Genomic DNA, 24,904 nt, shown 5'->3' with positions numbered 1-24,904 from the left:
TCAGTGTAGAGGTCACAGCCGACATGTCGTACAGTTCGACCAGCATTCTGCTGCCCGGACCTTGGGTTCGCAAGCTCGCCCTCGGCCCGCGGCCCTCGCGGAATCATGAAGTAGCAGACCGAGTTGGGGGAAGCTTGACGCACGCGCGACTTGACCACATCGACGAAGAAGCCTTGCGCGGGATCGTCCGCGCTCCCGATCTCGCCCGGGTGACGATTCTGGCCAAGCACACCCAGGTCGACATGGCCATCCCGGTCGACGTGCCGGTCGCGCTGGTGATTCCGAGCGTTGTCGACATGGTCGCCCAGCACAGCCGCACCAACGAGTTCGACAACGAGGGCGAGCGTTTCGAGCCCGCGGAATGGGTGCTCGCCCGCATCGGGCATCCGCCGTTCTCCAACTCGCTCAGCCTCGGCGAACACGGCGTACGCGACGGCGAACTGCTGATGCTGGAGAGTGCCTCGCACACCGCGCCGACGCCGTTGTTCGACGACATCATGTACAACGTGGCGATCGCCGATACCGACCACTACCGGAGCTGGACCCCGCGGGTCGCGCGGATCACCGGCTCGGTGCTCGCCGCGATCACCATGGTCGTCGGCTGCCTCGGCCTGCTGCTGTCGCCCGGCTCGCTGCCGATCGCGGTGGGCGGCTCGGTCGCTCTGGTTGTCGCGATCCTGCTCGTGGTGGCGGCGATGGTGCTCAGCAGGATGTACGGCGACACCGGCACCGCGCTGGTGCTCGGCGGCTGCGCGCTGCCCGCCGCGTTCACCGCGGGCATGCTCTACGTGCCGGATCACTATGGCTGGGCACACATTCTGCTCGGCGCGGTATTGACGGGCGCGACGGCGATTCTGGCCTGGCGGGTCACCGGCGTCGGCCTCGGGTTGTTCATCGGCGCGGCCACCCTCGCGGCGTACGCGATCCCCGCGGCGCTGGTCGGTCTGCTCACCGACCAGCACACGCGGGCGATCGGCGCGGTCGCCGCGGCGCTCGGGCTCGGCGGTCTGTCGCTCGCGCCGCGCGTCTCGATGCTGCTCGCGAAATTGCCGCTGCCGCCGGTGCCGTCACCGGGCACGCCGATCGACCCGACCGAGGACGACCCGGACGATCACCGCGCCCTGCCGACCATGGACGTACTGCGGGCGAAGTCGGAACGCGCTCGGATGTATCTGGCCGGCCTGGTCGCCGCGACCACGCTGGTCACCGCCGCAGGCGCGCTGGCGGCCACGGACCCGATGGCCGACGAACCATACTGGCAGGGCATCGCGCTCGCGCTGGTGAGCGCGACGGTGCTGATGTTCCGCAGCCGCACCTACGCGGGCGCCGAGCAGGCCGTCGTGCTCATCGCGGGCGGGGCGGCAATCGCGCTGATCATGCTGGGCGGGGCGGGATTCGCGATGCACCAGCCGCTGGCCGTGTTCGGCGCGGCGATGGTGGCGCTGGTCGTGGCACTGATCCTCGGCATCATCATCCCGAATCAGTCGGCTACGCCACCGATGCGCCGGGGCGTCGAACTGCTCGAGTACGCGTTCGTAGCGGCGGTGTTGCCCCTGGTGTTCTGGGTGACGGATCTCTACTCGCTCGTCCGTGGGCTGTGAGCCTCGATGGGTACGAGATATTCGGGCAGCGGTTTGCGTGCGGCTCAGGTGGGTGCGGCCGCATGCGTGCTCGCATTCAGTGCGTCCATCGGGTTCGGTGCAACCACTGGAAGCCCGTTCGCGCATGCGGACAAGCCGGCTGTGAGCCCGAACACGGCTCCACCACCGGGCAATCCGGCCGCGCCGCCGGACAAGACCGAGCGGGCCTCGAACACGCCGTGCGTCGGTACCGGGTCCGGCGGTGACGGTCCGTCCATCCCCGCGGCACAGCTGTCTCTCGATCTCGAGCATGCCTGGCAATTCTCCAGAGGTGCGGGACAACTGGTGGCGGTCATCGACACCGGCGTTGCCCGTCATCCGCGCCTGCCGGGGCTTATCGGGGGCGGCGACTATGTGAGCAGCACTGACGGCACCGAGGACTGCGACGCGCACGGAACGCTCGTCGCCGGACTCATCGCGGCGACGAAGATTGACCGTCAAGGCTTCTCGGGGGTCGCGCCCGAGGCGCAGATTCTCACCATCCGGCAGACCAGCAAGCTGTACCAGAAGGAGGGCGCGAACCGGGACAAGGGGCCGGATGCCCTGCCCGCCGGGTATGGCACCACGCGCACCATGGCATCGGCGATCGTTCGCGCGGCGGATATGGGAGCCACCGTCATCAATGTGTCCGAGGTCGCGTGCAGGGCGACTTCGGAGCCATTCGAAGACACCGACCTGGGCGCCGCAGTCCGGTACGCCGCGATCGAGAAGAACGTGGTCGTCGTGGTGGCGGCCGGCAACCTCGACGACAGCTGCAACGGCACCAACCCGGTCATCGATCCGCTCGATCCAGCCGCGGACCCGTGGAGCAAGGTCAACCTGAATGTGTCGCCTGCCCGCTATGACGACTACGTACTGTCCGTCGGTTCGATCGACCAGAACGGGCAGCCGTCGAAGTTCACTGTGCCCGGGCCGTGGCTCGGCGTGGCCGCGCCCGGTGAGAACATCACCTCGCTCGATCCCCTGTTCCACGATGCGAACAGCAAGGGAACTGCGGTACAAGTAGGCAGCATCCGTCAACAGGGACAGCTCGGGTCGATTCAAGGCACCAGCTTCGCCACACCCCTGGTGTCCGGTGTGGCCGCCCTCGTGCGGGCTCGTTTCCCAGAGTTGAGCGCGCTGGAGGTCATCAAACGCATCGAGGCCACCGCCCACGCCCCTGCCGAAGGGTGGAACCCCTACGTCGGCTACGGCGCCGTCGACCCGGTGGCCGCGCTGACCGCCGAGGTCAGCAACGCATTACCACCCAAACGACCGTCTCAACCGAAGAGTGTTCAGCTCGCGGTACCCGCGCCGGCACCGCCGCCGGACCATCGCGCGCGCAATGTCGCCTTGATCGGCAGCGGAGCCATCGCAGCGTTGCTCGTCTTGGGCATGCTCGCATCGTTTCCTATCCGTCGCAGGTTCGGTGTGTCCGACGACGACATGTAACAGGCCGATAGGAAACCAGCAGCTCTATCAATGTGACGCGCTCGCAGCGACCAATCCTCGCTGCGGGCGCGCCCACGGTCCTCGATCGAGAGGGCCGAAACCGGCACCAGCGAGCTACTTTCGCTGCCCCTCGGCATCGGCCGGCGGATCACCGCCGGCCGATCGATTACTTCGCCGAGGCCACCGGCTGCTTGGCGGGTGCGGAGTCCGGGGCGACACCGTCGTGCGCCACCATCGCGGCATCACGGGCCATGGTCGGGCCGCCGGCAAGTAGCCCGACGATCGGCCATGGCGCCGGTTCCGGCGTGACGCCCGACTCCTTGTCCATGCCGAGCGCCTTCGCGGCGTCATTGTCCTTGATGCCGAAGCGGACACCGGTGTCGGCGACGTAGAACATGCTGTCTTTGCGTCGGCTGTCCGGTTCGATGCCGGTGGTCTGGACGAAGGCGCCCGAACCCGGCGGGAAGTACACCGAGTCGATGTTGTCGCCTTTGCCATCCGCCTGCGCGAGCGGGACCAGCTTGGCGTTGCTCGGCATCGGCAGATCATGGCCATCGATGACCGACAGTTCGGCCCGCACGGCCACGTCGGTATTGCCCGCGACTCCCGGGATCGGCTTCCACGACAAGCAACTCACCGGCCGCGCCTTGGACTGGATGATCGTGGGCGCGGTGTCCGGATAGGTGTCGACCGTCAATGCTCTCGACTCCGGCGCATTGGTCTTGTCGAAGGACTGGATGGTGGTGCCGTGGTCCGGATTGCGCTGCGAGCTGCGGATCACCTCGGCGGTGAACGGACTGATGGGCTGCAAACCATCGTGCAGGAGCACGTAATTCTGATTCGCTTTGCCGTCGAGTTGGACGACCGTACCGATCTTCAGACCATTGATCGAATACCCGGACGGTTGCCCACCCGGATCGGTGATCTTGGGCGGCACAATGGGATTCACCTCGGGAATAGCGTTCAGCAGGCCCTCACTGATCGGTCGCGGGGCCACCCCCCGGATCCGCAGCGAGTCGGTGACGGCCGGTTCGTTCAGGTCGACGCGGGCGCGCGTATTGTTCCAGACCAGGTAGGCCGCGCCTTTGCCCTTCACCAACAGCGCTTTGTCCTTGCCCATCGGCGCGGCCTTGTCACCCAGCTCCAGATCACCGATCAGCACGGAACTGCTGCGGTCGTCGCTGCCGTCGGTCTTGAGCGAGTCGCACACCGTCCAGACCCGCCCTTTGCCCTCCTTGTCGAAGTGCAGCGAGCCGGGAGCGCCTGGGATGCCGATCAATTGGCCGCGCGGCTTCTTGCCGAGCTCCGATTCCTTGACGATCGCCGGTTTGGCCGCTTCGCCCGCGGCCAGGCGCGCCGAGGCGAGGTTGAGGGCCGGGTGCACCACGTTGTCGATCACCACGTAGACCGCGCCCGAATCCTTGCCGATCAGGATCTTGTTGTCGTTGATCTTGTCCTGGGGGCGCAGTAGTGCGAGCACGCCGCAGCCGGCCAGCACGACGCACGCCAGGATCAAACCGACCGCGTACGCGCGGGACTGGGAACGCATGGGGTCGTGCAGCATTCGCACGTCCCGGCGCACCAAGGCGTGCTCCATCCGCCGGACCAGAAAGCGGTAACCGCTCACCTGCCAGCGTGTAGTGGGTTTTGAAGGCATTATTCCTCCCCCGAACAGTGCTCGCGTTCGCCGAACACAGTACAGTTCCCGAGGACTCTTGTTCAGCTCGGCCACGACAAACCGGCCGACACCGGGTACATGGGGGACGATGATGGCGGAACCGGCGGGCGCGCAACCACGACCGCTGCTCGGGCGCATTTCGATGCGAAATCTGCTGACCGCGCAGGTCATCGGGCTGATCGCCGGACTGATCGCGTTGCTCGGTCTGCCCCCACTGCCCGCGCTCGGCGTGGCGGTGGCCGCGATGCTGATTCCGCTCATCCCCGTCGCCAAACGCACCCTGTTGGACTGGATCGCCACCTGGTGGCGCTATCTCACCCACCGGGACTACGCGATCGGCGACACCGTCGACTACCGCGGCCAGGACGGACGCTCGCTCGGCCTGTTCTGGGACGGCAGCCGGGTGGTGACGGTCGTCGAGGTGCTACCCCCGCCGGGCGGCCTGACCAGGATCGGCCGCACCACGGTGCACGCCTCGCACCTGCTTCCCCTGCCGGAGCTGGCGAAATGCCTGAACCAGCATGACATCCTGCTCAGCGGCATCGACATCATCAGCCACGGGCACCGCAGCCGCTCCGGCACGCCGGCCGGCCCGATCTACGAGTCGCTGCTCGGGCCGCTGCCCGCCACGGCCCACCGCACGGTGTGGCTGGCGATCAGTTTCGACGCGGTGGCCTGCCCGGAGGCCGCGGCCCGGCGCGGCGGCGGGGCCGAGGGCGCTGCACGCGCGGTCACCATCGCCACCCAGCGCATCATGCGCACGCTCGAAGACGCCGACTGCAACGCCCGTATCCTGACCGCGCCCGAGATCCGCAAGGCGGTCATGCAGATCACCGGCGACTATGACCCGCGCACCCTCGCCCACCGGTGGCGCTACGCCGAAATCGGCAACAACGTGAACATCGGCAGCGCTGTCGACCCCAAGCGTCTCGCCTCCGACCTGCTCGCCCAGCTGTGGGTGGCACCGTCGCGCGGCACCACGGTGGCCGTGCGGCTGCGCCCCGGCAGTTCGGCCGAGTCGGTGAATATCGGCGCCGCGTGGCGGCTGACCGCGCGGGAGCTGCCGGAGCGGACCAAGTTGCCGAGCATGGTCTCGATGAACGGCCGTCACCGCGACGGGCTGCTCGCCCATCTGCCGATCGCCATCCCCGGCCTGGACGACACCGTCCCGATGATCGAGTACCCGATCGACGTGATCGACGCGCTCCACCTGCCCTCCTCCGGCTGCGGCCAGCTGATCGGCTCCGATGACGAAGGTAACGGCGTCGCGGTCCGCATCGTCGGCGCGGGGATCGCGACGGTGTATGTGGCGGGCGAGCTGTACTTGGCACAGCAGTTGGTGTTTCGCGCGCTCGCGGTCGGCGAACGGATCCTGATCCGCACCGACCGGGCGCAAGCGTGGGAGAACCTGGTCACGACGATCGGCAATGCCGAGCGGCTGACCATCGCGGTGGAAACCCACCAGTCCGACGCAGGATTCACCGCCACCGTCGTGGACGGGGTGCTCGCTCCCGCACCGCACGCGGGCGTCACCACCATCTACGTGACCGGTGATCCGATGGGCTGGCCCGTTACTCGCCCCGACCTGGCCATCCACCAGCCGGGCGCGATCGGAAACCACGTGAACCTGCGGACCGGCACAGCGCAGGTCGACCTGACATTGGTATCGATCCCGCGCGAAGCCACCTATATCGGGCAACCGCGTGGTCGCCGTGCCGTCGCGGCTCGGTAGCGGCTAGCCGGGGTACGGGTCGGCGGCCCGTGCGGCCCGCAAAGTTCGTGCCCACCAGGCCAATTGACGAAGCATTCGTGCAGCGGCGTCGATCGCGGCGCCGTCACGGGTGTCGCCCACATCGTCGAAACGCTTCTTGGCCTGATGGAAACTGACCGTCTCGCGGACCGAGACCATATGGATCTCGCTGACGACCTGACGCAGCTGCTCGACCGCGCGCAAGCCGCCGGAAAGGCCGCCGTAGGAGACGAAAGCGATAGGTTTGGCACGCCATTCGTGTTTGGCGGTGTCGAAGGCGGTCTTCAGCGACGCCGGGTAGCCGTGGTTGTATTCCGAAGTGACCACGACGAAGGCATCGGCCGCGCGCAATCGAGCACGGTAGGCCACCGTCTGCTCGGTCTCGGTGAGGTCGATCGGAAGCGGAGTGTGCGCGAGATCTATGACGCCCGTGTCGAATTCGGCATGGGCGCGTAGCGTGCGCAGAAACCAGTCGGCGACCACCGGAGCGAACCGCTCCGGACGAACGCTGGCCACGATGACCTCGAGCCGCAACGGGGTGTCCACCGCGCGAGCCTAACCCACGCATTGTCGATCGGGCTCAGGGCAGCTCGAACGGCAACGAGACGCCCGCGTGGACGCGGCATCGCGTGCAAGTTTCGGCGCCGTCCACCGCGGCCACCGCACGGCGAATGAGCTCTTTGAACGGTGCGAGATTGCGCGTGAACTCGGCGAACACATCGACGGCGTGCACACCCTCACCTTCTTCCAGGCCCGCGTCCAGATCGGTCACCAGCGCGATGGCGGCGTAGCACATCTCGAGTTCGCGGGCCAGCACCGCCTCCGGGTGACCGGTCATGTTCACCAGGTCCCAGCCCTGCGCGGCGAACCACCGACTCTCCGCGCGGGTGGAGAACCTCGGCCCCTCCACCACCACCATCGTGCCCGCGTGCATCATGTGCAGCGCGTCGGACTCGGCTTTGATGGCGGCGGCGCGCAGTTCCTCGCAGTACGGGTCGGCGAACGACACGTGGATGCCGCCGCCATCGAAGTAGGTTTGCGGACGGCCCGAGGTGCGGTCGACCAGCTGGTCCGGCACCACGACCGTGCCGGCCCCCCAGTCCGCGCGCAGGCTGCCGACCGCGCACGGCGCGAAGATCCGGCGCACGCCCAGCGAGCGCAGCGCCCACATGTTGGCCCGGTACGGCAGCGTGTGCGGGGCGAATTCGTGGTTCTTGCCGTGCCGCGGAAGGAAAGCCAGCGGCCTGCCGTCCACCTCCCCTACCGCGATCGGCGCGCTCGGCGCGCCGTAAGGCGTCTCGACGTCGACGGTGGTCGCCTCGTTGTCGAAGAAATCGTAGAAGCCGCTGCCGCCGATGACGGCGAGTGCGGGACGGGGGTGCGAACTCATATCACAATTGTCCCGTCCCGCCGCTGCCATCGTTCGGCGGGATCGGCTTCGGTCCACGATTGTGCCGACATCGCAGCGGTCACCGATGTCGGCAGCGGGCGATTGTCGGGTCCCGCACCAGGGCGAACGATCTGACAAGCCGGGCCCGACACTGTACCCTAGGGGGGTATTGGCCCGGTTCTCGGACCAGCAGGCGACGAGGAGACACCGGTGGCGGCTACCCCCCACGACCACGCGGCGGCCGAGCACGCGACGCACGGCTACATCACCGCCAAGGACGATTACCTCAAGCGGCTGCGCCGCATCGAGGGACAGGCACGCGGCCTGCAGCGGATGGTCGAGGAAGAAAAGTACTGCATCGACATCCTCACCCAGGTTTCGGCCATGACCAAGGCACTCCAGGCGGTGGCCGTTGGGCTGCTCGAGGACCACATCAGCCACTGCGTGGTGGACGCCGCGGTCGCGGGCGGTCCGGAGGCCGAAGCCAAAATCAAGGAAGCCACCGACGCCATCGCCCGGCTCGTGCGCTCCTGATCCGGGCGAAGGCGCCTATCTCACCGACACCGGTCGGCGTACCGACGCGGCTCAGCTACGTTCGAAACGCTGGGCAGCGCTGGTCGGAGGGTGGGCGGCGTTGGTCGGCGTTGGGCGGCGTTGGTCGAAGGGGCCGAAAGGACGCTCACAATCGCGCGGCGAACAGCGGCGCGAGGGTGCGCAGCGCGGCGAGGTAGTTGTCGCCGAGGACCTGCACCGCGACGTGGTCGGCGCCGGCGTCCAGATGTTCCGACAGCCGCGCGACGATATGCTCCGGGGTGCCGTGCGCGATGACGGCGTCGAACAGCCGGTCGCTGGGCGGGGTGGTGAGATCGGCGTCGGTGAACCCGAAGCGGCGCAGGTTCGACACATAGTTGGTCAGGCCGAGGTAGAACCCGGCAGTCTCCTCGGCGACGGCGTGCGCTGCCCGGACGTCGTCGGTCAGCACCACCTTGTGCTCGGTCGCCAGCAACGCATCCGGACCGACGATCTCGCGGGCCCTCGCGGTGTGCTCCGATGGTACGAAGTAGGGCAACGCGCCCGCCGACCGCTCGGCAGCCAGCTTCAGCACGCGCGGCCCGAGTGCCGCCACCGCGCGACGCTCGGCGGGCACACCCGCCTCGTCGAGTTCGTCGAGGTAGTCCACCAGCGCGTCGTAAGGCTTGCGGTACTCACCGGTGTGCTCCGGGTGGCCCGCGCCGATGCCGAGCAGGAACCGGCCAGGGAATCGCGCCTCGATCCGATGAAACGAGTCGGCAACCTCCTTCGCCGGCGCGGCCCAGATGTTCACGATGCTGGTCGCCACGGTGATCGTGGTGGTCGCCTCCAGCAGCGGCTCGACCCCCGCCAGATCCGCCGGGGGCGAAGCCCCCAACCACAGCGCGCCGTAGCCCAGTTGCTCCAATTCCCGCGCGTCCGCCGGACTGAAACCGGTGTGCGCCCGCCATGCTCCGAACCGTCCGAGACTGTCGAATGTCATGTCCCGAGCCAACACGGGTCGGTATACGGCTATTCCGTGCCGGCGCAGGACGCGCTTACCCGATTCCGTCAGACCGGAGCGAGCCCGGCCCATACGAGCTACTGTGAGAATCGCACAGCTATCGGCGCCCGCCGCCGTGGCAGGCGCCACCATTACACAATGGAGGTGATCGTTGTGCTCAGATTCGATCCGTTCCATGACATAGATACCGTCGCCCGCCAGCTGCTCGGCGAAACCGCCGGAACAGCTCGCGCACCACGATTCATGCCGATGGATCTCTTCAAGGCGGGAGATCACTACGTACTGAACGCGGACCTGCCCGGCGTCGACCCCGGTTCGATCGATGTCAGTGTCGACAGTGGCACGCTCACCCTCCGCGCCCAGCGCACAGTTCCCAGCGAGGAAGGTGTCCAGTGGATCGCCTCGGAGCGCTTCGCGGGCACGTTCATGCGTCAGCTGTCCCTCGGCGAGAACGTCGAAGCCGACCACATCAGCGCGACCTACAACAACGGTGTGCTGTCGGTGACGATCCCCATCGCCGAGCGCGCCAAGCCGCGCCGCATCGCGATCACCGGGGCGGCCCAGGAACCGCGGACGATCGAAGCATCGACCCAGTCCGAACAGCGCAAATCCAGGCAATCATCGAAGTGACCGACCCGCTACCCGCACCCACATGGGTGCGGGTAGTCCGTTGTCAGTCGCCGCAGCAACCGCCATCCGGTACCGGGACCGACCGCCTCTCTCGGCATTGCGAGCGGCAAGTTCGCCGACCGCGGGGTAATCGACGCCGATCAGGCTCGAGCCGTGGGCGGGAGCGACGGTGATCGCGTTGGACCGCTCCGGCGCACCCAGCAGCTCACCCACCCGATCCGGGCCGCGGCGGCCCTCGCCGACCGCGAGGACGGCGCCGACCAGGCTGCGGACCATCGACCAGCAGAACGCATCGGCGCTGACATAGGCGACCAGCAGGTCACCGTCGCGCACCCAATCGAAGCGCTGCAGCTCGCGGACCGTCGTCGCGCCCTCTCCGCGGCGGCAGAACGCCGCGAAATCATGCAGTCCCAGCAGCTCGCGCGAGGCCGCGTGCATGGCATCGACGTCGACGCCGGACCGGCAGGCGACCACACCGCGCGCCTGCAACGGCTCCGCGCCGTACGGTGCGGTGGTCAATTCGGCACACGGCTACATCACCGCCAAGGACGACTACCTCGAGCACCTGCGCCGCATCGAGGGACAGGCCCGCGGATTGCAGCGGATGGTCGAAGAGGAGAAGTACTGCATCGATATCCCTACCCAGGTCTCCGCGATGACGAAGGCGCTACAGGCCGTGGCGGTGGGACTGCTGGAGGACCACATCGGTCACTGCGTGGTGGACGCGGCCGTCGCGAGCGGACCTGAGGCCAAGATCAAGGAAGCGACCGACGCGATCGCCCGCCTGGTGCGCTCCTGATCGACGCTCACCCGTGGCGCAGCCGATAGGCCGCGGCCGCGCCGGGGTGCAGCGGGATCGGGCCCGTGCCGATCAACGAACGCGCGTCCAGGAATTGGGTGCCCGCGGCCTCCGCCGGGACCAGCAGGTTCGGGCGCCCGACCAGCAGGTCGACGATCGCGGCGGCGGCGGCGTCCGCCAGGGCGGGTGCCGCGAGGAGCAGGTTCGCCACGCCCACGGTCTGGATCGCGGAGGCTCCCGGATAGGCATCGCCCGGGATCTCGACGCGGTCGTAGATGTGCCCGTAGCGCTGGCGCAGCGGTGCGGCCAGTTCGCCGAGATCCACCAGTCGCATCCGCAGCGGCACCTCCAGCGCCGCGGTCGGCACGCCGCCGGCCCACAGCAGCGCGTCGACCGCACCGGAGCGAAGCGCCGCCACGGCGTCGCGCAGCGGGCGATGCTCCACGATGACATCGGTCGCCGGGTCCAGTCCGGCGGCGAGCAGGATTCGCTCCCCCGTCAGCGCCGCGCCGGAACCCTGGGCGCCCAGATTCACCCGCCTGCCACGCAATTCGACTACCCGGCGGACGCTGCTGTCCGCCCGCACGGCGAGCTGGAGATAGTTCTCGTAGACCCGCCCGAGCGCGAGCACGCCGCCCGGCGCACCCCTGCTCGAATCCGCCAGCGCCAGACCGGCTTCCGCCTCACCCCTGGCCAGCATGGCGAGATTGTCCTGCGATCCTGAGGTGGTGATCGGCTCAATCCGCACCGTCCCCGCGTCGGCAGCCGCCGCGGCGAGCAGGCGCGCGAACGCATCATAGAAACCGCCCACCTCACCCGAGGCCAACCTGACCACCGGATGGTCCCCGCGCCCGCACGCCGCGACGCCGGCAGCGCCGACGCCCGCGCCGCCGATGGCCGTGAGCGCCAGGAACTTTCGCCTGTTCAGCCGACCAATCACGACACCACCGCCACGGGAAGACGGACGGAGATCGCGAGTCCGTGCGGAGCCACCGCGGAGACCGACAGCGTGCCGCCGCGCGCTTGGGCGAGGGCTGCGGCGATCGGCAGGCCGAGTCCGGAACCGCCAACCTGCGCCGAAGAACCGCGGAAGAACCGGGTGGTGAGCTTACGGATCTCATCGGCGGGGACACCGCGGCCGTCGTCGCGCACCGTCACCGTGACCCATTCCGGGTCGATCCCGACGGACACGACGGTGTGCGCGCCGGATCCGGCGTAACGGTTCGAATTGCTCAGCGGCACATCGAGAATCTGCGCAAGCACATCCCTGGTCACGGCGACCTCGGCAGGCCGCCCCGGTTGCTCGGCGCGCAGCGACTGCCTGGAAGCGGCGAACGCGGAATGCCAGGCGTCGATGCGGTCGGCGACGACTTGGCCAGCATCGCAACGATGTTCCGCCGTGACCGCCGCAGGCGCGAACGCGTCCTGCGTCTCCGCAACCGCGAGGGTGAGCAGACCGTCGAGCAGTGTGGTGAGCCGCTCCACCTCCGCGCTCGCGCCGCGGAAGGTGTCCGCGGCGTTCTGCGCAATCGCGTACTCCAGCGAATCCAGCCGGATGGTGAGGGCGGCCAACGGATTGCGCATCGCGTGCGCGGTGTCGGCGACCAACTGGCGCTGCGCCTCCGTCGAATCCGCCACCGCCAGCGCCATAGCATCGAAAGACTCCGCGACAGCACGCATTTCGGGAGGCCCGCCGTAGCGGCGGGCGATCGACGCGGGCGGTGCGTCGTCCGCGGCCTGCGGCACGGACCGCGCCTTCGGCAGCGTCGCGGTCAACTCGGCGACAGCCCGGGAGAGGGCCGCGAGCGGACGCAGCACCCAGCGGCTCAGCGTCAACGCGAGCACCGTGAAGAGCACCATGGCCCCCACCCCGCCGACACCGATGATCAGCCACGCGCGAATGATGTCACGGCGCGCCTGCACGGTGGACGTCTCGATGACGACGGCCCCGTTGACCTGCACCCCGGTCCCGACCGGTCGCGCGACGAGCATCATCGGATCGCTCCACGGCACGAGCCGGTCGATCGGATGCGGTCGCTGATTGCGCCGCGCGTCGGCGACCGCGGCGACGACAGCCGGATCGATGATGGTGACGCCCACATTGACCGCGGTCGCCCCGCGAGCGTCGACCACGAGCACGTTCTCGCCGTACAACTCGTGGTAGCGCGTGACCTCCTCCGCCAGCGCGGCGTAATTGCCCTCCACCGCCAAGGCATCGGCGAGAGTGGCGAACCGATCCGCGTCGCCGGAGCGGCCGAGCACCAATTCCTGGGTCCTGCTGGTGGCGTAGGTCAACGAGAGCGGCACCGCGAACGCGAGGACGGCGATCGCCGCGAACACTGTCAACGCGGCAAGAAGTCTGCGCCGCATGATGTTTCGCCTTCCGTGCTCACTGCCCCCACCGGTACCCGTAGCCGCGGATCGTGGCGATCAGCCCTGGCCGGTTCAGCTTGGCGCGCAGACCGGTCATGTGCACGTCCAGCGACCGCGAGACGGCGACGAACGCGTCGCCCCAGATCCGGTCCATCAACTGCTGGCGGCTCACCGCCGCGCCCGGCCGCTCCACGAGCGCCTCGACCAGCTCGAATTCCTTCTGCGTCAACGCGACCGGTGCCCCGCCGACCTCGACAACCCGAGCCGCCAGATCGACGCGCACGTCGCCGGTGATCACCTCGGTGCGCTCGGAATGCGCGACCGCGGCCGCCCGCCGCATCACGGTTTCCAGGCGCGCCATCAGCTCCGCGATCCGCGGCGGCTTCACCAGGTAGTCGTCCGCACCGCCGCGCAATCCGCGCACGATCGAACGTTCATCGCTGCGCGCGGTGAGTATCAGCACCGGAACCACGCTGACCTCGCGCAACTGCCGCAGCACCTGGAGTCCGTCGCCGTCGGGCAAACCGAGATCGAGGATGACCGCGTCGTACCCGCGATGATCGAGCAGCAGATCGGCACCGCGGCGTTTGCGCTCGGCGAGATAGCCACGGGCATTGAGCGCCTCCACCAGCGCATCACCCACACCGTCGTCATCTTCGACCACCGCAAGCCGCACTCGCCGATCCTTCCATACCGAGCAGTCCCCCACGACCCACTCCAGCCGACTTCTCGAGGTCGCCCGATTCCGGTACCCGGCATGCCGCACACCTTTGTTCGCACACACCACAGCCCCGGCTCCTATCTCATAACCCCCACGGCACGGGAACGACGAAGAACCGGCGAACCGCCCAGTCGGCCGCCGGTCCCCTTCGGATCAGGGGCGTTCGAGGCGGCGTGGGATCGACGCGCCGCTCGAACGCCTGATCTGTCAACCACGCACGGTGGTCACTTCCCGGACCGGTTCGACTGCCGGGACATCTGCGGCACCTGCGGTGTCGGCGTCGATGGTGGACGTCTTCTTGGTGTCCCGCATGAAGGCGTAGGTGCCGAGCGAGATCGCGATGCAGGCCGCGACGTACCAGAAGAACGCCGATTCGTGACCCAGATCCTTGAACTTCAGCGCGATCATCGGCGCGGTGCCACCGAAGATGGCGACGGTCAGCGCGTAGGGCAGGCCGACGCCTAGTGCGCGGATCTTGGTCGGGAACAGCTCGGCCTTCACGATCGCGTTGATCGAGGTATACCCGGTGACGATCACCAGGGCGCCGAGCATCAGGAAGAAGGCGCCGATCGGGTTCGAGGTCTTCGACAGCACAGTCAGCAGCGGCACGGTCAGCAGCGAGCCCGCAACGCCGAAGAACAGCAGCAGCTTACGACGGCCGATGCGGTCCGACAGCCCACCCGACAGCGGCTGCATCGCCGCGAAGATCAGCAGCCCGATGAAGTTGATCCAGGCCGCGGTCGGCTTGCTGATACCGCTGGTGTTGACCATGAAGGTTTGCATGTAGGTGGTGTAGGTATAGAACGCCACCGTGCCACCCAGTGTCAGACCGACCACGAGCAGGCATTCACGCGGGTACTGGAACAACATCGCCAGCGAACCGCGCTTGGGTCCGCCGGTCGGTTCGGTGTCGGCCTCGGCCTTGTACTGCTCCGACTCGTCCATGCTGCGCCGCAACCAGAGGACCGTGATGGCGGAGATCGCACCGATGATGAACGGGATGCGCCAACCCCAGGCGTCCATGTTCGCCGCGCTGATGAACTGCAGCAGGATGAGCTGCACGCCGATGGCGAAGAGCTGGCCTGCCACCAGGGTCACGTACTGGAAGCTCGAGTAGAAGCCGCGCTTGCCCGGCGAGGCCACCTCGGACAGGTAGGTCGCGCTGGTGGCGTACTCGCCGCCGACCGAAAGCCCCTGCAGCAGGCGGGCGAACAGCAGGATCGCCGGTGCGGCGAGGCCGATGGTCTCGTAGCTCGGCGTCAGCGCGATGAGCAGCGAGCCCGCCGCCATCACGGTCACCGACAGGGTGAGCGCCGAGCGCCTGCCGAATCGGTCCGCGTACCAACCGAGCGCCCAGCCACCGATCGGGCGCATCAGGAAGCCGACCGCGAATACCGCTGCGGTGGAGAACAATTGCGCGGTCGAATCACCCTTCGGGAAGAACGACTTCGCGAAGTAGACACCGAAGGTTATGTAGACATACCAGTCGTACCATTCGACGAGATTGCCGATGGAACCGCGCAAGACATTTGCAACGACCCGGCGCTCGCCCGTGAGCTGTGTCGCAGTCACTTGATCTCCTCCTTCGACGCGGCAATGCGTCGCGTCGAGAAGAGTGTGTCTGCTGTCACAAGCCCAACGGAAGCTCGGCGGGGGGTTCCTAACTCTCCCTTAGGACGATAAAGCACAGGCCAGGACGGGTGGAGCGACGGGCGGCAGCGATCCGGGGCCAGACAGAACCGTTTCACACCACGATCCAGCCGCTCTCCCACCGAGACCGGCCCCTCGCAGGTACCCGGCAGTCCTGCTCGCCGAATAATTGTGACAATCAATTCTTTCCGAGCAGGAATAGCCGCATATCGCTACACACGGGCGCAATTCGAATCGGTCGCACTCGAATTCGATTCACACCGTCGGGAATACCGGATCAGCAACCGTCGCGGAGGTAACAACTGTTCCAACCAGAACGAGCTGATCAAGATCACTCGGCCGCTGCTGTTCGATCAGGAGTACTGCGTGCCTGCGGGCAAGGACGACCATCGATTGTCATGAAGCGAGCACCGGCGACTGAACCACTCCGGTACCGAGGTTCGCTGAGACCGGCCGAGGTACCGGTCCCCTATCAATCTCCGCCGCAGCACCCTCGGTTCGGCACGACCCGTATCTCCCTGGTCTCGGCATTGCGCGCCGCCAGGTCCGTGTCGGCGGGATAGTCGACCGCGACGAGGCTCAGGCCGTGGGCCGGGGCGACGGTCACCGCGCTCGAACGCTCGGTCTCCTCCAGCAGTCCCGCGATCCATTCCACGGTGCGCCTGCCCTCACCAACGGCTAGCACCCCGCCGACCAGGCTGCGCACCATCGACCAGCAGAACGCGTCGGCGCTGACGAACGCGGTGAGCAGGTTCCCGTCCCGCTCCCAGTCGAAGCGCTGCAATTCGCGGACTGTGGTCGCACCCTCCCTGCGGCGGCAGAACGCCGCGAAATCGTTCAACCCCAACAGGCTTCGGGACGCCGCGCGCATCGCCTCCAGATCGACGCTTGGCCGACAGGGCACGATGCTCCGGGCGCTCAGCGGCTCCGCGCCGTAAGGCGCCGTGGTCAGCCGGTACACGTAGTGGCGGCGAATCGCCGAGAAGCGCGCGTCGAATTCCGACGGCGCGCTTCGAGCCGCCTTGATGCGCACGTCTTTCGGAAGGAAGCGAGCCATGCGGTGGACGAGCTTGTCACCGTCGAACTCGGCGGTGGTGTCGAAGTGCGCGACCTGCCCCTCGGCGTGCACTCCGGCGTCGGTGCGGCCCGCGACGGTCAGCTGGATCGGCTCGCGGAACACATGGCTCAGCGACTCCTCCAGCACACCCTGCACGGTCCGCAGCCCCGGCTGGCGGGCCCAGCCGATGAAGTCCGTTCCGTCGTAGGAGATATCGAGGCGCACCCGCCCGGCGGCCGTGGGCGCGGCCGCCGGCGTCAACTCGAACTCGGTCTGCGAGTTCGCCATTTCCATCGAATTCTCCACTGTCACAACGATCTCCTCGTCGAACGCGAACAGGCCCGCAGCGTCACGGAGAGCGGGTTGGTTCGGCCACAGACGCGAATGAGCCCGCCACCCCAGGGGCAGCGGGCTCATTCGAGAAACCCGACCGAGGTCAGGCGTCCGGCTCATCCCGGCGCGCGGGGAAGGCAGCCTCAGGCGTCCTTCTTGTCCTCGGCAGCCTCGTCGGCCTGCTCCTCGGCAGCCGGAGCCTCGGCCTCGGCGACAGCCTCGTCGGCCGTCTCCTCGACGACCTCGGGAGCCTGCTCCTCGGCCTTCTGCGACGCGGCGACCCGACGAGCGCGGTCGGCCTCGTTGGTCACGGTCTTTTCCCGGACCAGCTCGATGATCGCCATGGGCGCGTTGTCACCCTTACGCGGCAGCGTCTTGATGATCCGGGTGTAGCCACCCTCGCGTCCCTCGAACGACGGCCCGATCTGCGCGAACAGTTCGTGCACGACATTCTTGTCGCGGATCACCTTGAGCACCTCGCGACGGTCGGCCAGCGTGCCGGCCTTCGCCTTGGTGATCAGCTTCTCCGCGTAGGGGCGCACCGCCTTGGCTTTGGCCTCGGTGGTGGTTATCCGGCCGTGCTCGAAGAGCGCCGTGGCCAGATTGGCGAAGATCGCCTTCTGGTGCGTCGCCGACCCGCCGAAGCGGGCACCCTTCTTGGGCTTGGGCATTGTGTGGTTCTCCTTATCTGATGCCCGGCGCTCCCGGGGCCCTCCGTGGTCACGCTCCGCTACCGCCTACGGGCCCGTCGCTCGCGCCGGGTGTTGGTTTGATGCCGGCGCTCCCGGGGCCCTCCGTGGTCACGCTCCGCTACCGCCTACGGGCCCGTCGCTCGCGCCGGGTGAGGCCGGTTCGGGGTGCCTACCCCGACGGCCTAGAGCTGTTCGGTTTCGGCGTAGTCCTGCTCGCCGCCTTCGGTGTCACTGAACGTACCGGTGTCGCTCCACGTGCCGGTGCTCGCGTCGTATCCGACCACGCTGGTCGGATCGAACGACGCCGGGCTGTCCTTCAGCGAGAGGCCGAGCGCGTGCAGCTTGACCTTGACCTCGTCGATGGACTTCTGGCCGAAGTTGCGAATGTCCAGCAGGTCCGACTCGGTGCGGGCGACCAGCTCGCCGACCGTGTGCACCCCCTCGCGCTTGAGGCAGTTGTAGGACCGGACGGTGAGGTCCAGGTCCTCGATCGGCAGACCGAACGAGGCGATGTGATCCGCCTCGGCCGGCGAGGGGCCGATCTCGATGCCTTCGGCTTCGACGTTCAGCTCGCGGGCCAGGCCGAAGAGCTCGACCAGGGTCTTGCCCGCCGAGGCGAGCGCGTCCCGCGCGCTGATGGAGTTCTTCGTCTCCACGTCCAGGATGAGCCGGTCGAAGTCGGTGCGCTGCTCGACACGGGTGGCCTCGACCTTGTAGGTCACCTTGAGCACCGGCGAGTAGATCGAGTCCACCGGGATCCGGCCGATTTCCGCGCCGGACGCCTTGTTCTGCACGGCCGGGACGTAGCCGCGACCGCGCTCGACGACGAGCTCGATCTCCAGCTTGCCCTTGTCGTTCAGGGTCGCGATGTGCATGTCCGGGTTGTGCACCATGACGCCGCTGGGCGGGACGATGTCACCGGCGGTGACGGTGCCGGGGCCCTGCTTGCGCACGTACATCGTGACCGGCTCGTCCTCCTCGGAGGAAACGACCAGGCCCTTGAGGTTCAGGATGATGTCGGTGACATCCTCCTTCACCCCGGGAACAGTGGTGAACTCGTGCAGGACGCCGTCGATGCGGATGCTCGTGACCGCGGCCCCCGGAATCGAGGACAGCAGAGTACGCCGCAGCGAGTTGCCGAGGGTGTAACCGAAGCCCGGCTCGAGCGGTTCGATGGTGAACTTCGAGCGGTTTTCGGCGACGACCTCTTCGGTCAGCGTCGGACGCTGTGAAATCAGCATTGGATCATCCTCCTTTTTGGGCGCCCGCTATTTGACGCCTCGTCTCAGGGGTTGTGCGTGATCACCCGTTCCAGGCGATCACGCACCATGCGCGTGTGCCGCCCAGGGTATGCCCAGGACGGCTCGCCGAGTGCTACTTCGAGTAGTACTCGACGATCAGCTGTTCCTGCAGCGGCACATCGATCTGGGCGCGCTCCGGCAACTGGTGGACCAGGATCCGCAGCCGGCCCGGGATGACCTGCAGCCAGCCCGGAACCGGGCGGTCGCCGACAGTCTCCCGTGCCACCTGGAATGGCAGGGTGCCCAGCGACTTCTCCTTGACATCGATGATGTCGTACTGAGTCACCTGGAAGCTGGGAACGTCGACCTTCTTGTTGTTCACCAGGAAGTGGCCGTGGCTGACCAGCTGGCGGGCCTGACGACGGGTGCGCGCCAGACCGGCGCGGTACACGACGTTGTCCAGGCGGGTCTCCAGCAGACGCAGCAGGTTGTCACCGGTCTTGCCCTTGAGGCGGTTGGCCTCCTCGTAGTACCGGCGGAACTGCTTCTCCATGACACCGTAGGAGAAGCGGGCCTTCTGCTTCTCCTGCAGCTGGAGCAGGTACTCGCTCTCCTTGATCCGCGCGCGGCCGTGCTGGCCCGGCGGGTAGGGACGACGCTCGAACGCCTGGTCGCCTCCGACGAGGTCGACACGCAGACGACGCGACTTGCGGGTGATAGGGCCTGTGTAACGAGCCATTGTTCGTTATTCCTTTCCCGCTAGACGCGACGCCGCTTGGGCGGACGGCAGCCGTTGTGCGGCTGCGGGGTGACATCGGAGATCGTGCCCACCTCGAGGCCGGCGGCCTGCAGCGAGCGAATCGCGGTCTCGCGGCCCGAGCCCGGGCCCTTGACGAACACGTCGACCTTCTTCACGCCGTTCTCCTGCGCCTTGCGGGCGGCGTTCTCGGCGGCGAGCTGCGCGGCGAACGGGGTCGACTTGCGGGAACCCTTGAAGCCGACATGACCCGACGACGCCCAGGAGATGACGTTGCCGTTCGGGTCGGTGATCGACACGATCGTGTTGTTGAACGTGCTCTTGATGTGCGCGTGGCCGTGCGGGACGTTCTTCTTTTCCCGGCGACGCGACTTCTGGGTCTTCTTCGGGCCCGCGGCCCGACTCTTCGGAGGCATCGGTTATCCCTACTTCTTCTTGCCGGCGACGGTGCGCTTCGGGCCCTTGCGGGTGCGCGCGTTGGTCTTGGTGCGCTGGCCACGCACGGGCAGCCCACGACGGTGGCGCAGCCCCTGGTAGCAGCCGATCTCGATCTTGCGGCGAATATCGGCCTGCACCTCGCGGCGCAGGTCACCCTCGACCTTGAACTCGGAAGCCTCGATGTAGTCGCGCAGCTTCGTGAGATCGTCGTCGCTGAGGTCCTTCGAACGCAGGTCCGGGCTGACGCCGGTGGCCTCGAGGATCTCCTTGGAGCGGGTACGGCCAATGCCGAAAATGTAGGTCAGTGCGATCTCCATGCGCTTCTCGCGCGGGAGATCGACGCCCATGAGACGTGCCATCTGGCAGTTTCCTTAATCGTTGCGGAGGTCTGCTCCCTGTCCGTCCCCTCGTCTTGTGGGGCACCGGCCTCCGAACCGGCGGTGGGCACGCACGCCCCAGGGCGAACCCTGGATTTCCGCAGCGTGCGGCTGGTGCTGGGAGTTCTTCTCTGCCAATCCGAACTGCGTTCGGTGCTTGGCGGTGAGGCCTTGATCAGCCCTGGCGCTGTTTGTGGCGCAGGTTGTCGCAGATCACCATGACCCGGCCGTGGCGGCGGATCACCTTGCACTTCTCGCAGATCTTCTTGACGCTCGGCTGAACCTTCACGTCCGTCCAATCTCGTTGTGGTTCACAGAGGTGTGAACACAGTTTTTCCCCAGTCGGCGACTGGGGAAGTCTTTGTTGTGCCGTCCTCGCGGACGGCGGTCCTGCTGGGGCAGGATCCCTCGACACGGGCTGGTCTGGGTTCACACCCAACCCCGCCGATCCGGTGAGAAACCCGCACCGCCGATCGGCACCTTAACGAGCCACCCGTCCGGGGGTCCGGGGCGAAGCCCGCCGGGCGGGGTGCGGGGGTCGCACCCCCACTGAACACCAAGTGAATCGACGCAGGCGAGCGCGCTTCGCGAGCATAGACGCCGACTCGATTCACTTGTAGCGGTAAACGATCCGGCCGCGGGACAGGTCGTAGGGCGAGAGCTCGACGACCACCCGGTCCTCGGGAAGGATGCGAATGTAGTGCTGCCGCATCTTTCCGCTGATGTGCGCGAGAACCTTGTGCCCGTTCTCGAGCTCGATACGGAACATCGCATTGGGCAGCGGCTCGACAACTCGACCCTCGACCTCGATGGCCCCGTCCTTCTTCGCCATGTCCTCCGCGATCCCGGTTCATCGAGCGGTTTCGCCGATCGAACCTGGTGTGATTGCCTGGTGTCTGCTTGTATGTACCGGGCGGCGTAACCGAACCGGCGGCATGCAAACAGGCGGCGCATAGGTGCACCGCCGCTCCAGCTTACCGGGAGGCATCCGATCCGGCAAAAACACCCCGCCGGGACGCCACGGGGCGGCCGCTCCCTGCCCCACGCCGGGCGGGCCCGGTCACGTAAACTGATCAAGTCCAGGAAACGGTCCAGCAGACTTAGGGGGATGCCGTGAGCCAGCGTACGGGGCCAGCTGTCGGCACCGCGCCCCTCGGCCACGACAGGGCCGAGCGCGAGGATAGCGGACGAGCCATCTCGGGCACCACGAAAACCGAGCGCACGACGGAGCCTTGGGACAGCGAGGCGATGCGGTGAGTCGTAACAACGACCTCCCGATGCTCCCGCCGTGGCTGTCCGACAGCGAGGTCACCGGCGGTTACGAAGCACCGGTACAGAATCTCCCGCACGAAGAGCTCATCGACGACGCGCCCGACCGCAAACGACGCCGCAGGGCCCAGGCTCCCGATGGTCGAAACGACGCGAATCAAGGCTCCGGCCGCAGGGACAAGAAGCGCAGGTGGCTCGGCCGCGACAAGGACGAACTGGTCGAGGAACAGCCCAGCGCGCCCACGGCCGGAGAGCAGCGCGGCCCCGAACCGCCCGCCGACTCCTGGGGACAGCCGCCGTCCGGTTGGTCCTCCGGCGCCGATGCCGAGCCGGGCAGGCCCGGTGATTCACCACAGCAGGCCACTCGCGGCCAGGCGGATCGCAACGAATCCCGGCAGCAGACCGAGGGTCCGGTTCGGCAGCAGCCGAGCGGCGGGCCGGACCACCCGGCCCCGCCACGGTTCGACGCCCACGGGCAGCCCCCGCAGACGAGCCATGTGCCCGGTCCGCCCCCCCCGCAGCAGTTCGGCGGACCGGGACAGCCTATCGGCGGTCCCGGTCAGACACGGCCCGAGCAGTTCGGCGGACCGGGCCAACCGCAGCAGCAGACCAGCGGCCCCGGGTATCCGCAGCAGCCGGTCGGTGATGGAGGGCCGCAGTGGAGCGGCGGGCCGCAGCAGCACGGTGGCCAAGGACAACCGGCCTATCAGCAGACCGGCATGCCCGGATACCCGCAGCCGATGGGTGGGCCGGGACACCAGCCGCAGCAGCCGATCGGCGGCCCAGGCCAGTCGACGGTCGACGGTTCGAGCCAGGTCGCGCAGCCTCCGGGCGAGGCATGGGCCCGGCAACCGCACCCCGACGACCCGAGGTCGTCCGCGCCGCGACGAGCGGGGGGGCATTCGAGCCTGCCCACCCGGCAGCCGAGCCAGCCCTCCGAGGGCTTTCAACCGCTCGGTCAGGCCATCCCCACGCCGCCCTTTCCGGCTCCAGAGCCGCCTCCGTCGCACGAGGCGACCACGCACCACCAGCGCAGCCTTCCCGACCTGCCGCCCCCACCAAGCGACGTCCGGCCGTCTCCGGCCGCCGAGGACAGCTCCGCCCGAACGGTCGGCGATCCGCAGGCCGGGCACAGCGTCACCGGCGTGGCGGCCGAGAACCACGTGGCCGACTCGCCTGCCGAGCACCACATTCCGGCCGGGGACCTCGTCGCCCCTCCGGCAGCGGTGAATCACGCTCCCGCTCGGGCGGACACGGGTCCGGGCTCCGCATCGACAGTCCCGGACCACATTTCCGTCGCGGCCATCGAGAACCACGCCGCGGCCGACGCGGAGCGTCCGAACGTCGTGCCCCGGCCGGTCGGCGACGAGGTGGCACCGCGCTCCTCCACGGCCGAGGGGACCGAAAGCGGAATCCCACCGCACCCTGACGACTTCGGGCAAGGACCGTCAGCGGTCGGACGAGGCCGAGTCGACGAGTTCACGCGCAACACCGCGGGCACAGCCGAAGACGCGGAGTCCGCGCGGGAGGGCAGGCATCGACTGTCCGCGGAACCCGAACCGAGCGAGCGTCCGTCGGACGCACCCGGTCCAGCCCAGGGCGGACACCGGGCTCCGGTCAGCGATCAGCCCGCTCCCGGCGACGTGCGCCGGAATCCCGGGGTCTTCGCACAGCAGGGCGGCGGTGAAATGCCGTGGACGCAGGTCGGATTCGGTACGCAGCCGCCGTCTCCGCAGAACGCCCCGCGGCCCGGCTACGGCTATGCCGACCAGCGTCAGGGCGGCTACGATCCGACCCCCGGCCCCGACGCGAACGCCTATCACATCCCCGGCGACCGCAGCCCCCGCGAGTCGGGATATCCGACGCAGTCCGGGCCAGGAACGGTTGAGCCCGCGAACAACCCACCCCCTTTCGTCGCGCCGCCGGCCGCCGATCAGCAGCCACCCGCACCGCCCTCATCGAACCAGGGCACGCAGCCTCCCGCGCCCCCGCAGGGCCCCACAGGCGAGAGCTGGGGTCGGCCGCAGCACGGACCGGCCGGTGAGGGCTGGGGTCAGCAACCGCAGGGCGGTCCGCGTCGGCCCCAGCAGGGCCAGCCCTCGCTGGACGACGTTCCCTTGCGCCGCGCCAAGAAATCGCCGGGCAGCGGTTGGCGCAAGGCCGTACACCACATGTCCGGCGGTGCGATCAATCCCGGCATGTCGGCCGAGGAGTTGCGGCTCCAGGAACTGGTGGCCAGGATCAGGCAGCCGGTCCGCGGCGACTACCGCATCGCGGTGCTCTCGCTGAAGGGCGGCGTCGGGAAGACGACCACCACCGTGGGCCTGGGATCGATCTTCGCCTCCGTCCGCGGCGACCGGGTGATCGCGGTCGACGCCAACCCGGATTTCGGCACGCTCTCCCAGCGCGTGCCGCTGCAGACCCGGTCGACGGTGCGCGACCTGCTGCTCGATCCGTCGATCGAGCGCTACTCGGACGTGCGCAGGCACACCTCGCAGGCCACCAGCCGACTGGAAGTGCTTGCCAGCGAACGGGATCCGGCGGCGTCCGAGGCGTTCAACGACGATGAGTACCGGGCGGTCGCTCGAATCCTGCAGCGCTACTACAACATCATCCTCACCGACTGCGGCACCGGTCTGATGCACTCGGCGATGGCCGGTGTCCTGGACCTGGCGCATTCGCTGGTGCTGATTTCCTCGGCGGCGATCGACGGCGCCCGCAGCGCCGCGGCGACGCTGGACTGGCTGTCCCTGCACGGCCACGATCACTTGGTGCGCAACGCCGTCGTGGTGATCAACCTGCCACGCGAGGGTTCACCGAATGTCGGCGTGCAACAGCTGCGCGAATACTTCCTGTCCCGCTGCCGCGCGGTGCACATCATCCCTTATGACGCGCACCTTTCGGAGGGCGCCGAGATCGATCTGCACCGGCTCAGCAAGCAGGCCAAGCGCGCCTACGTGGAACTCGCCGCGACGGTCGCCGACGAGTTCAGCGTCGACCACCGTCGCTTCCACAGCTGAGCGCCGTGGTCGACCGAGAGGTTCGACCGAGCAGTTCGATCACGCGGTTCGAAAAACACTGCGTGCCACAGCATTTCGCCGGTCAGGTGCCCGAGGAGGGTGACGACACCGGACCGAACAAACC

The 24,904-nt window shown here is 68.0% G+C and carries 23 protein-coding genes and 1 pseudogene; 7 read left to right on the top strand and 17 right to left on the bottom strand.

From position 1 onward, the window contains the following. Nucleotides 1-134: 134 nt before the first annotated feature. Together eccD and mycP are read left to right on the top strand one after the other, a co-directional pair. Entirely contained in the window at nucleotides 135-1,601 is a 1,467-nt protein-coding gene (gene eccD / locus ACT86A_RS05095; protein WP_445090817.1) for a type VII secretion integral membrane protein EccD, read from the top strand. A gap of 6 nt (nucleotides 1,602-1,607) precedes the next feature. After that, nucleotides 1,608-3,071, top strand: coding sequence for a type VII secretion-associated serine protease mycosin (mycP, locus tag ACT86A_RS05090; RefSeq protein WP_445090816.1), 1,464 nt, complete (start codon nucleotides 1,608-1,610; stop codon nucleotides 3,069-3,071). A gap of 166 nt (nucleotides 3,072-3,237) precedes the next feature. Here mycP and eccB read toward each other — a convergent pair whose 3' ends face one another. Further along, nucleotides 3,238-4,728 (bottom strand): type VII secretion protein EccB, encoded by a 1,491-nt coding sequence (gene eccB, locus ACT86A_RS05085; RefSeq protein ID WP_445090815.1) that lies wholly within the window; start codon nucleotides 4,726-4,728, stop codon nucleotides 3,238-3,240. 112 nt (nucleotides 4,729-4,840) lie between these two features. Between eccB and eccE the strand changes: the two genes are divergently transcribed. Beyond that, nucleotides 4,841-6,481: a type VII secretion protein EccE gene (gene eccE / locus ACT86A_RS05080; protein WP_445090980.1), complete on the top strand. Its 1,641-nt coding sequence runs from the start codon at nucleotides 4,841-4,843 to the stop codon at nucleotides 6,479-6,481. 3 nt (nucleotides 6,482-6,484) lie between these two features. Here the strand turns inward: eccE and ACT86A_RS05075 are convergent, their stop codons facing one another. Then, nucleotides 6,485-7,045, bottom strand: coding sequence for an NADPH-dependent FMN reductase (locus ACT86A_RS05075; protein WP_445090814.1), 561 nt, complete (start codon nucleotides 7,043-7,045; stop codon nucleotides 6,485-6,487). 34 nt (nucleotides 7,046-7,079) lie between these two features. Beyond that, on the bottom strand, nucleotides 7,080-7,889 hold the full coding sequence (locus ACT86A_RS05070; protein WP_445090813.1) for an S-methyl-5'-thioadenosine phosphorylase: 810 nt from the start codon (nucleotides 7,887-7,889) through the stop codon (nucleotides 7,080-7,082). A 210-nt stretch (nucleotides 7,890-8,099) separates the two neighbouring features. On the opposite strand from ACT86A_RS05070, the gene ACT86A_RS05065 reads away from it, so the two are divergent. After that, entirely contained in the window at nucleotides 8,100-8,423 is a 324-nt protein-coding gene (locus tag ACT86A_RS05065) for a metal-sensitive transcriptional regulator (RefSeq protein WP_445090812.1), read from the top strand. A 145-nt stretch (nucleotides 8,424-8,568) separates the two neighbouring features. On the opposite strand, the gene ACT86A_RS05060 is transcribed toward ACT86A_RS05065, so the two are convergent. After that, entirely contained in the window at nucleotides 8,569-9,402 is an 834-nt protein-coding gene (locus tag ACT86A_RS05060; RefSeq protein ID WP_445090811.1) for an LLM class F420-dependent oxidoreductase, read from the bottom strand. Nucleotides 9,403-9,576: 174 nt separating this feature from the next. Between ACT86A_RS05060 and ACT86A_RS05055 the strand changes: the two genes are divergently transcribed. Continuing rightward, on the top strand, nucleotides 9,577-10,053 hold the full coding sequence (locus ACT86A_RS05055) for an Hsp20/alpha crystallin family protein (protein WP_445090979.1): 477 nt from the start codon (nucleotides 9,577-9,579) through the stop codon (nucleotides 10,051-10,053). A 43-nt stretch (nucleotides 10,054-10,096) separates the two neighbouring features. Here ACT86A_RS05055 and ACT86A_RS05050 read toward each other — a convergent pair. Continuing rightward, nucleotides 10,097-10,572, bottom strand: a pseudogene (locus tag ACT86A_RS05050) (tRNA pseudouridine synthase A); the annotation flags it as partial. Here ACT86A_RS05050 and ACT86A_RS05045 point away from each other — a divergent pair. Beyond that, the gene (locus tag ACT86A_RS05045; protein ID WP_445090810.1) at nucleotides 10,490-10,852 is read left to right on the top strand and encodes a metal-sensitive transcriptional regulator; all 363 of its coding nucleotides are present in this window, start codon (nucleotides 10,490-10,492) and stop codon (nucleotides 10,850-10,852) included. The pseudogene ACT86A_RS05050 and the gene ACT86A_RS05045 sit on opposite strands and share 83 nt — an antisense overlap. Before the next feature lie 7 nt (nucleotides 10,853-10,859). On the opposite strand, the gene ACT86A_RS05040 is transcribed toward ACT86A_RS05045, so the two are convergent. From ACT86A_RS05040 to infA, 12 genes are all read right to left on the bottom strand, one after another. Beyond that, nucleotides 10,860-11,792 carry a TAXI family TRAP transporter solute-binding subunit gene (locus ACT86A_RS05040; protein WP_445090809.1) on the bottom strand — a complete coding sequence of 311 codons (933 nt, stop codon included), beginning with the start codon at nucleotides 11,790-11,792 and terminating at the stop codon, nucleotides 10,860-10,862. Beyond that, nucleotides 11,789-13,222, bottom strand: coding sequence for a sensor histidine kinase (locus ACT86A_RS05035; RefSeq protein ID WP_445090808.1), 1,434 nt, complete (start codon nucleotides 13,220-13,222; stop codon nucleotides 11,789-11,791). The genes ACT86A_RS05040 and ACT86A_RS05035 overlap by 4 nt, the downstream gene beginning before the upstream one ends. Nucleotides 13,223-13,241: 19 nt before the next feature. Then, nucleotides 13,242-13,901, bottom strand: a complete 660-nt coding sequence (locus ACT86A_RS05030; protein ID WP_445090807.1) for a response regulator transcription factor — start codon at nucleotides 13,899-13,901, stop codon at nucleotides 13,242-13,244. Nucleotides 13,902-14,153: 252 nt separating this feature from the next. Next, nucleotides 14,154-15,518 (bottom strand): MFS transporter, encoded by a 1,365-nt coding sequence (locus ACT86A_RS05025; RefSeq protein ID WP_445090806.1) that lies wholly within the window; start codon nucleotides 15,516-15,518, stop codon nucleotides 14,154-14,156. Nucleotides 15,519-16,068: 550 nt separating this feature from the next. Continuing rightward, a complete protein-coding gene (gene truA, locus ACT86A_RS05020) occupies nucleotides 16,069-16,878 on the bottom strand; it encodes a tRNA pseudouridine(38-40) synthase TruA (RefSeq protein ID WP_445090978.1) in 810 nt (269 codons plus the stop codon). A 251-nt stretch (nucleotides 16,879-17,129) separates the two neighbouring features. Continuing rightward, complete coding sequence (gene rplQ, locus ACT86A_RS05015; RefSeq protein WP_445090805.1) at nucleotides 17,130-17,657, bottom strand: 50S ribosomal protein L17; 528 nt, start codon at nucleotides 17,655-17,657, stop codon at nucleotides 17,130-17,132. Nucleotides 17,658-17,860: 203 nt separating this feature from the next. Continuing rightward, entirely contained in the window at nucleotides 17,861-18,919 is a 1,059-nt protein-coding gene (locus ACT86A_RS05010; protein WP_445090804.1) for a DNA-directed RNA polymerase subunit alpha, read from the bottom strand. Nucleotides 18,920-19,052: 133 nt separating this feature from the next. After that, entirely contained in the window at nucleotides 19,053-19,658 is a 606-nt protein-coding gene (gene rpsD, locus ACT86A_RS05005; protein WP_043719990.1) for a 30S ribosomal protein S4, read from the bottom strand. A gap of 20 nt (nucleotides 19,659-19,678) precedes the next feature. Further along, nucleotides 19,679-20,092, bottom strand: coding sequence for a 30S ribosomal protein S11 (gene rpsK, locus ACT86A_RS05000; RefSeq protein ID WP_040704448.1), 414 nt, complete (start codon nucleotides 20,090-20,092; stop codon nucleotides 19,679-19,681). 9 nt (nucleotides 20,093-20,101) lie between these two features. Beyond that, nucleotides 20,102-20,473 (bottom strand): 30S ribosomal protein S13, encoded by a 372-nt coding sequence (rpsM, locus tag ACT86A_RS04995; protein ID WP_039795645.1) that lies wholly within the window; start codon nucleotides 20,471-20,473, stop codon nucleotides 20,102-20,104. A gap of 193 nt (nucleotides 20,474-20,666) precedes the next feature. After that, nucleotides 20,667-20,780: a 50S ribosomal protein L36 gene (gene rpmJ / locus ACT86A_RS04990; RefSeq protein ID WP_011207363.1), complete on the bottom strand. Its 114-nt coding sequence runs from the start codon at nucleotides 20,778-20,780 to the stop codon at nucleotides 20,667-20,669. Nucleotides 20,781-21,101: 321 nt separating this feature from the next. Beyond that, on the bottom strand, nucleotides 21,102-21,323 hold the full coding sequence (gene infA / locus ACT86A_RS04985; protein WP_003418601.1) for a translation initiation factor IF-1: 222 nt from the start codon (nucleotides 21,321-21,323) through the stop codon (nucleotides 21,102-21,104). Between the two features lie 421 nt (nucleotides 21,324-21,744). On the opposite strand from infA, the gene ACT86A_RS04980 reads away from it, so the two are divergent. Beyond that, nucleotides 21,745-24,780: a MinD/ParA family ATP-binding protein gene (locus ACT86A_RS04980; RefSeq protein ID WP_445090803.1), complete on the top strand. Its 3,036-nt coding sequence runs from the start codon at nucleotides 21,745-21,747 to the stop codon at nucleotides 24,778-24,780. Nucleotides 24,781-24,904: the final 124 nt, after the last annotated feature.

It is taken from the genome of Nocardia glycosmidis (genome assembly GCF_052545115.1).
Note: the sequence above shows the minus strand (reverse complement) of the source record. Positions and strands in the feature narration are given on the sequence as shown.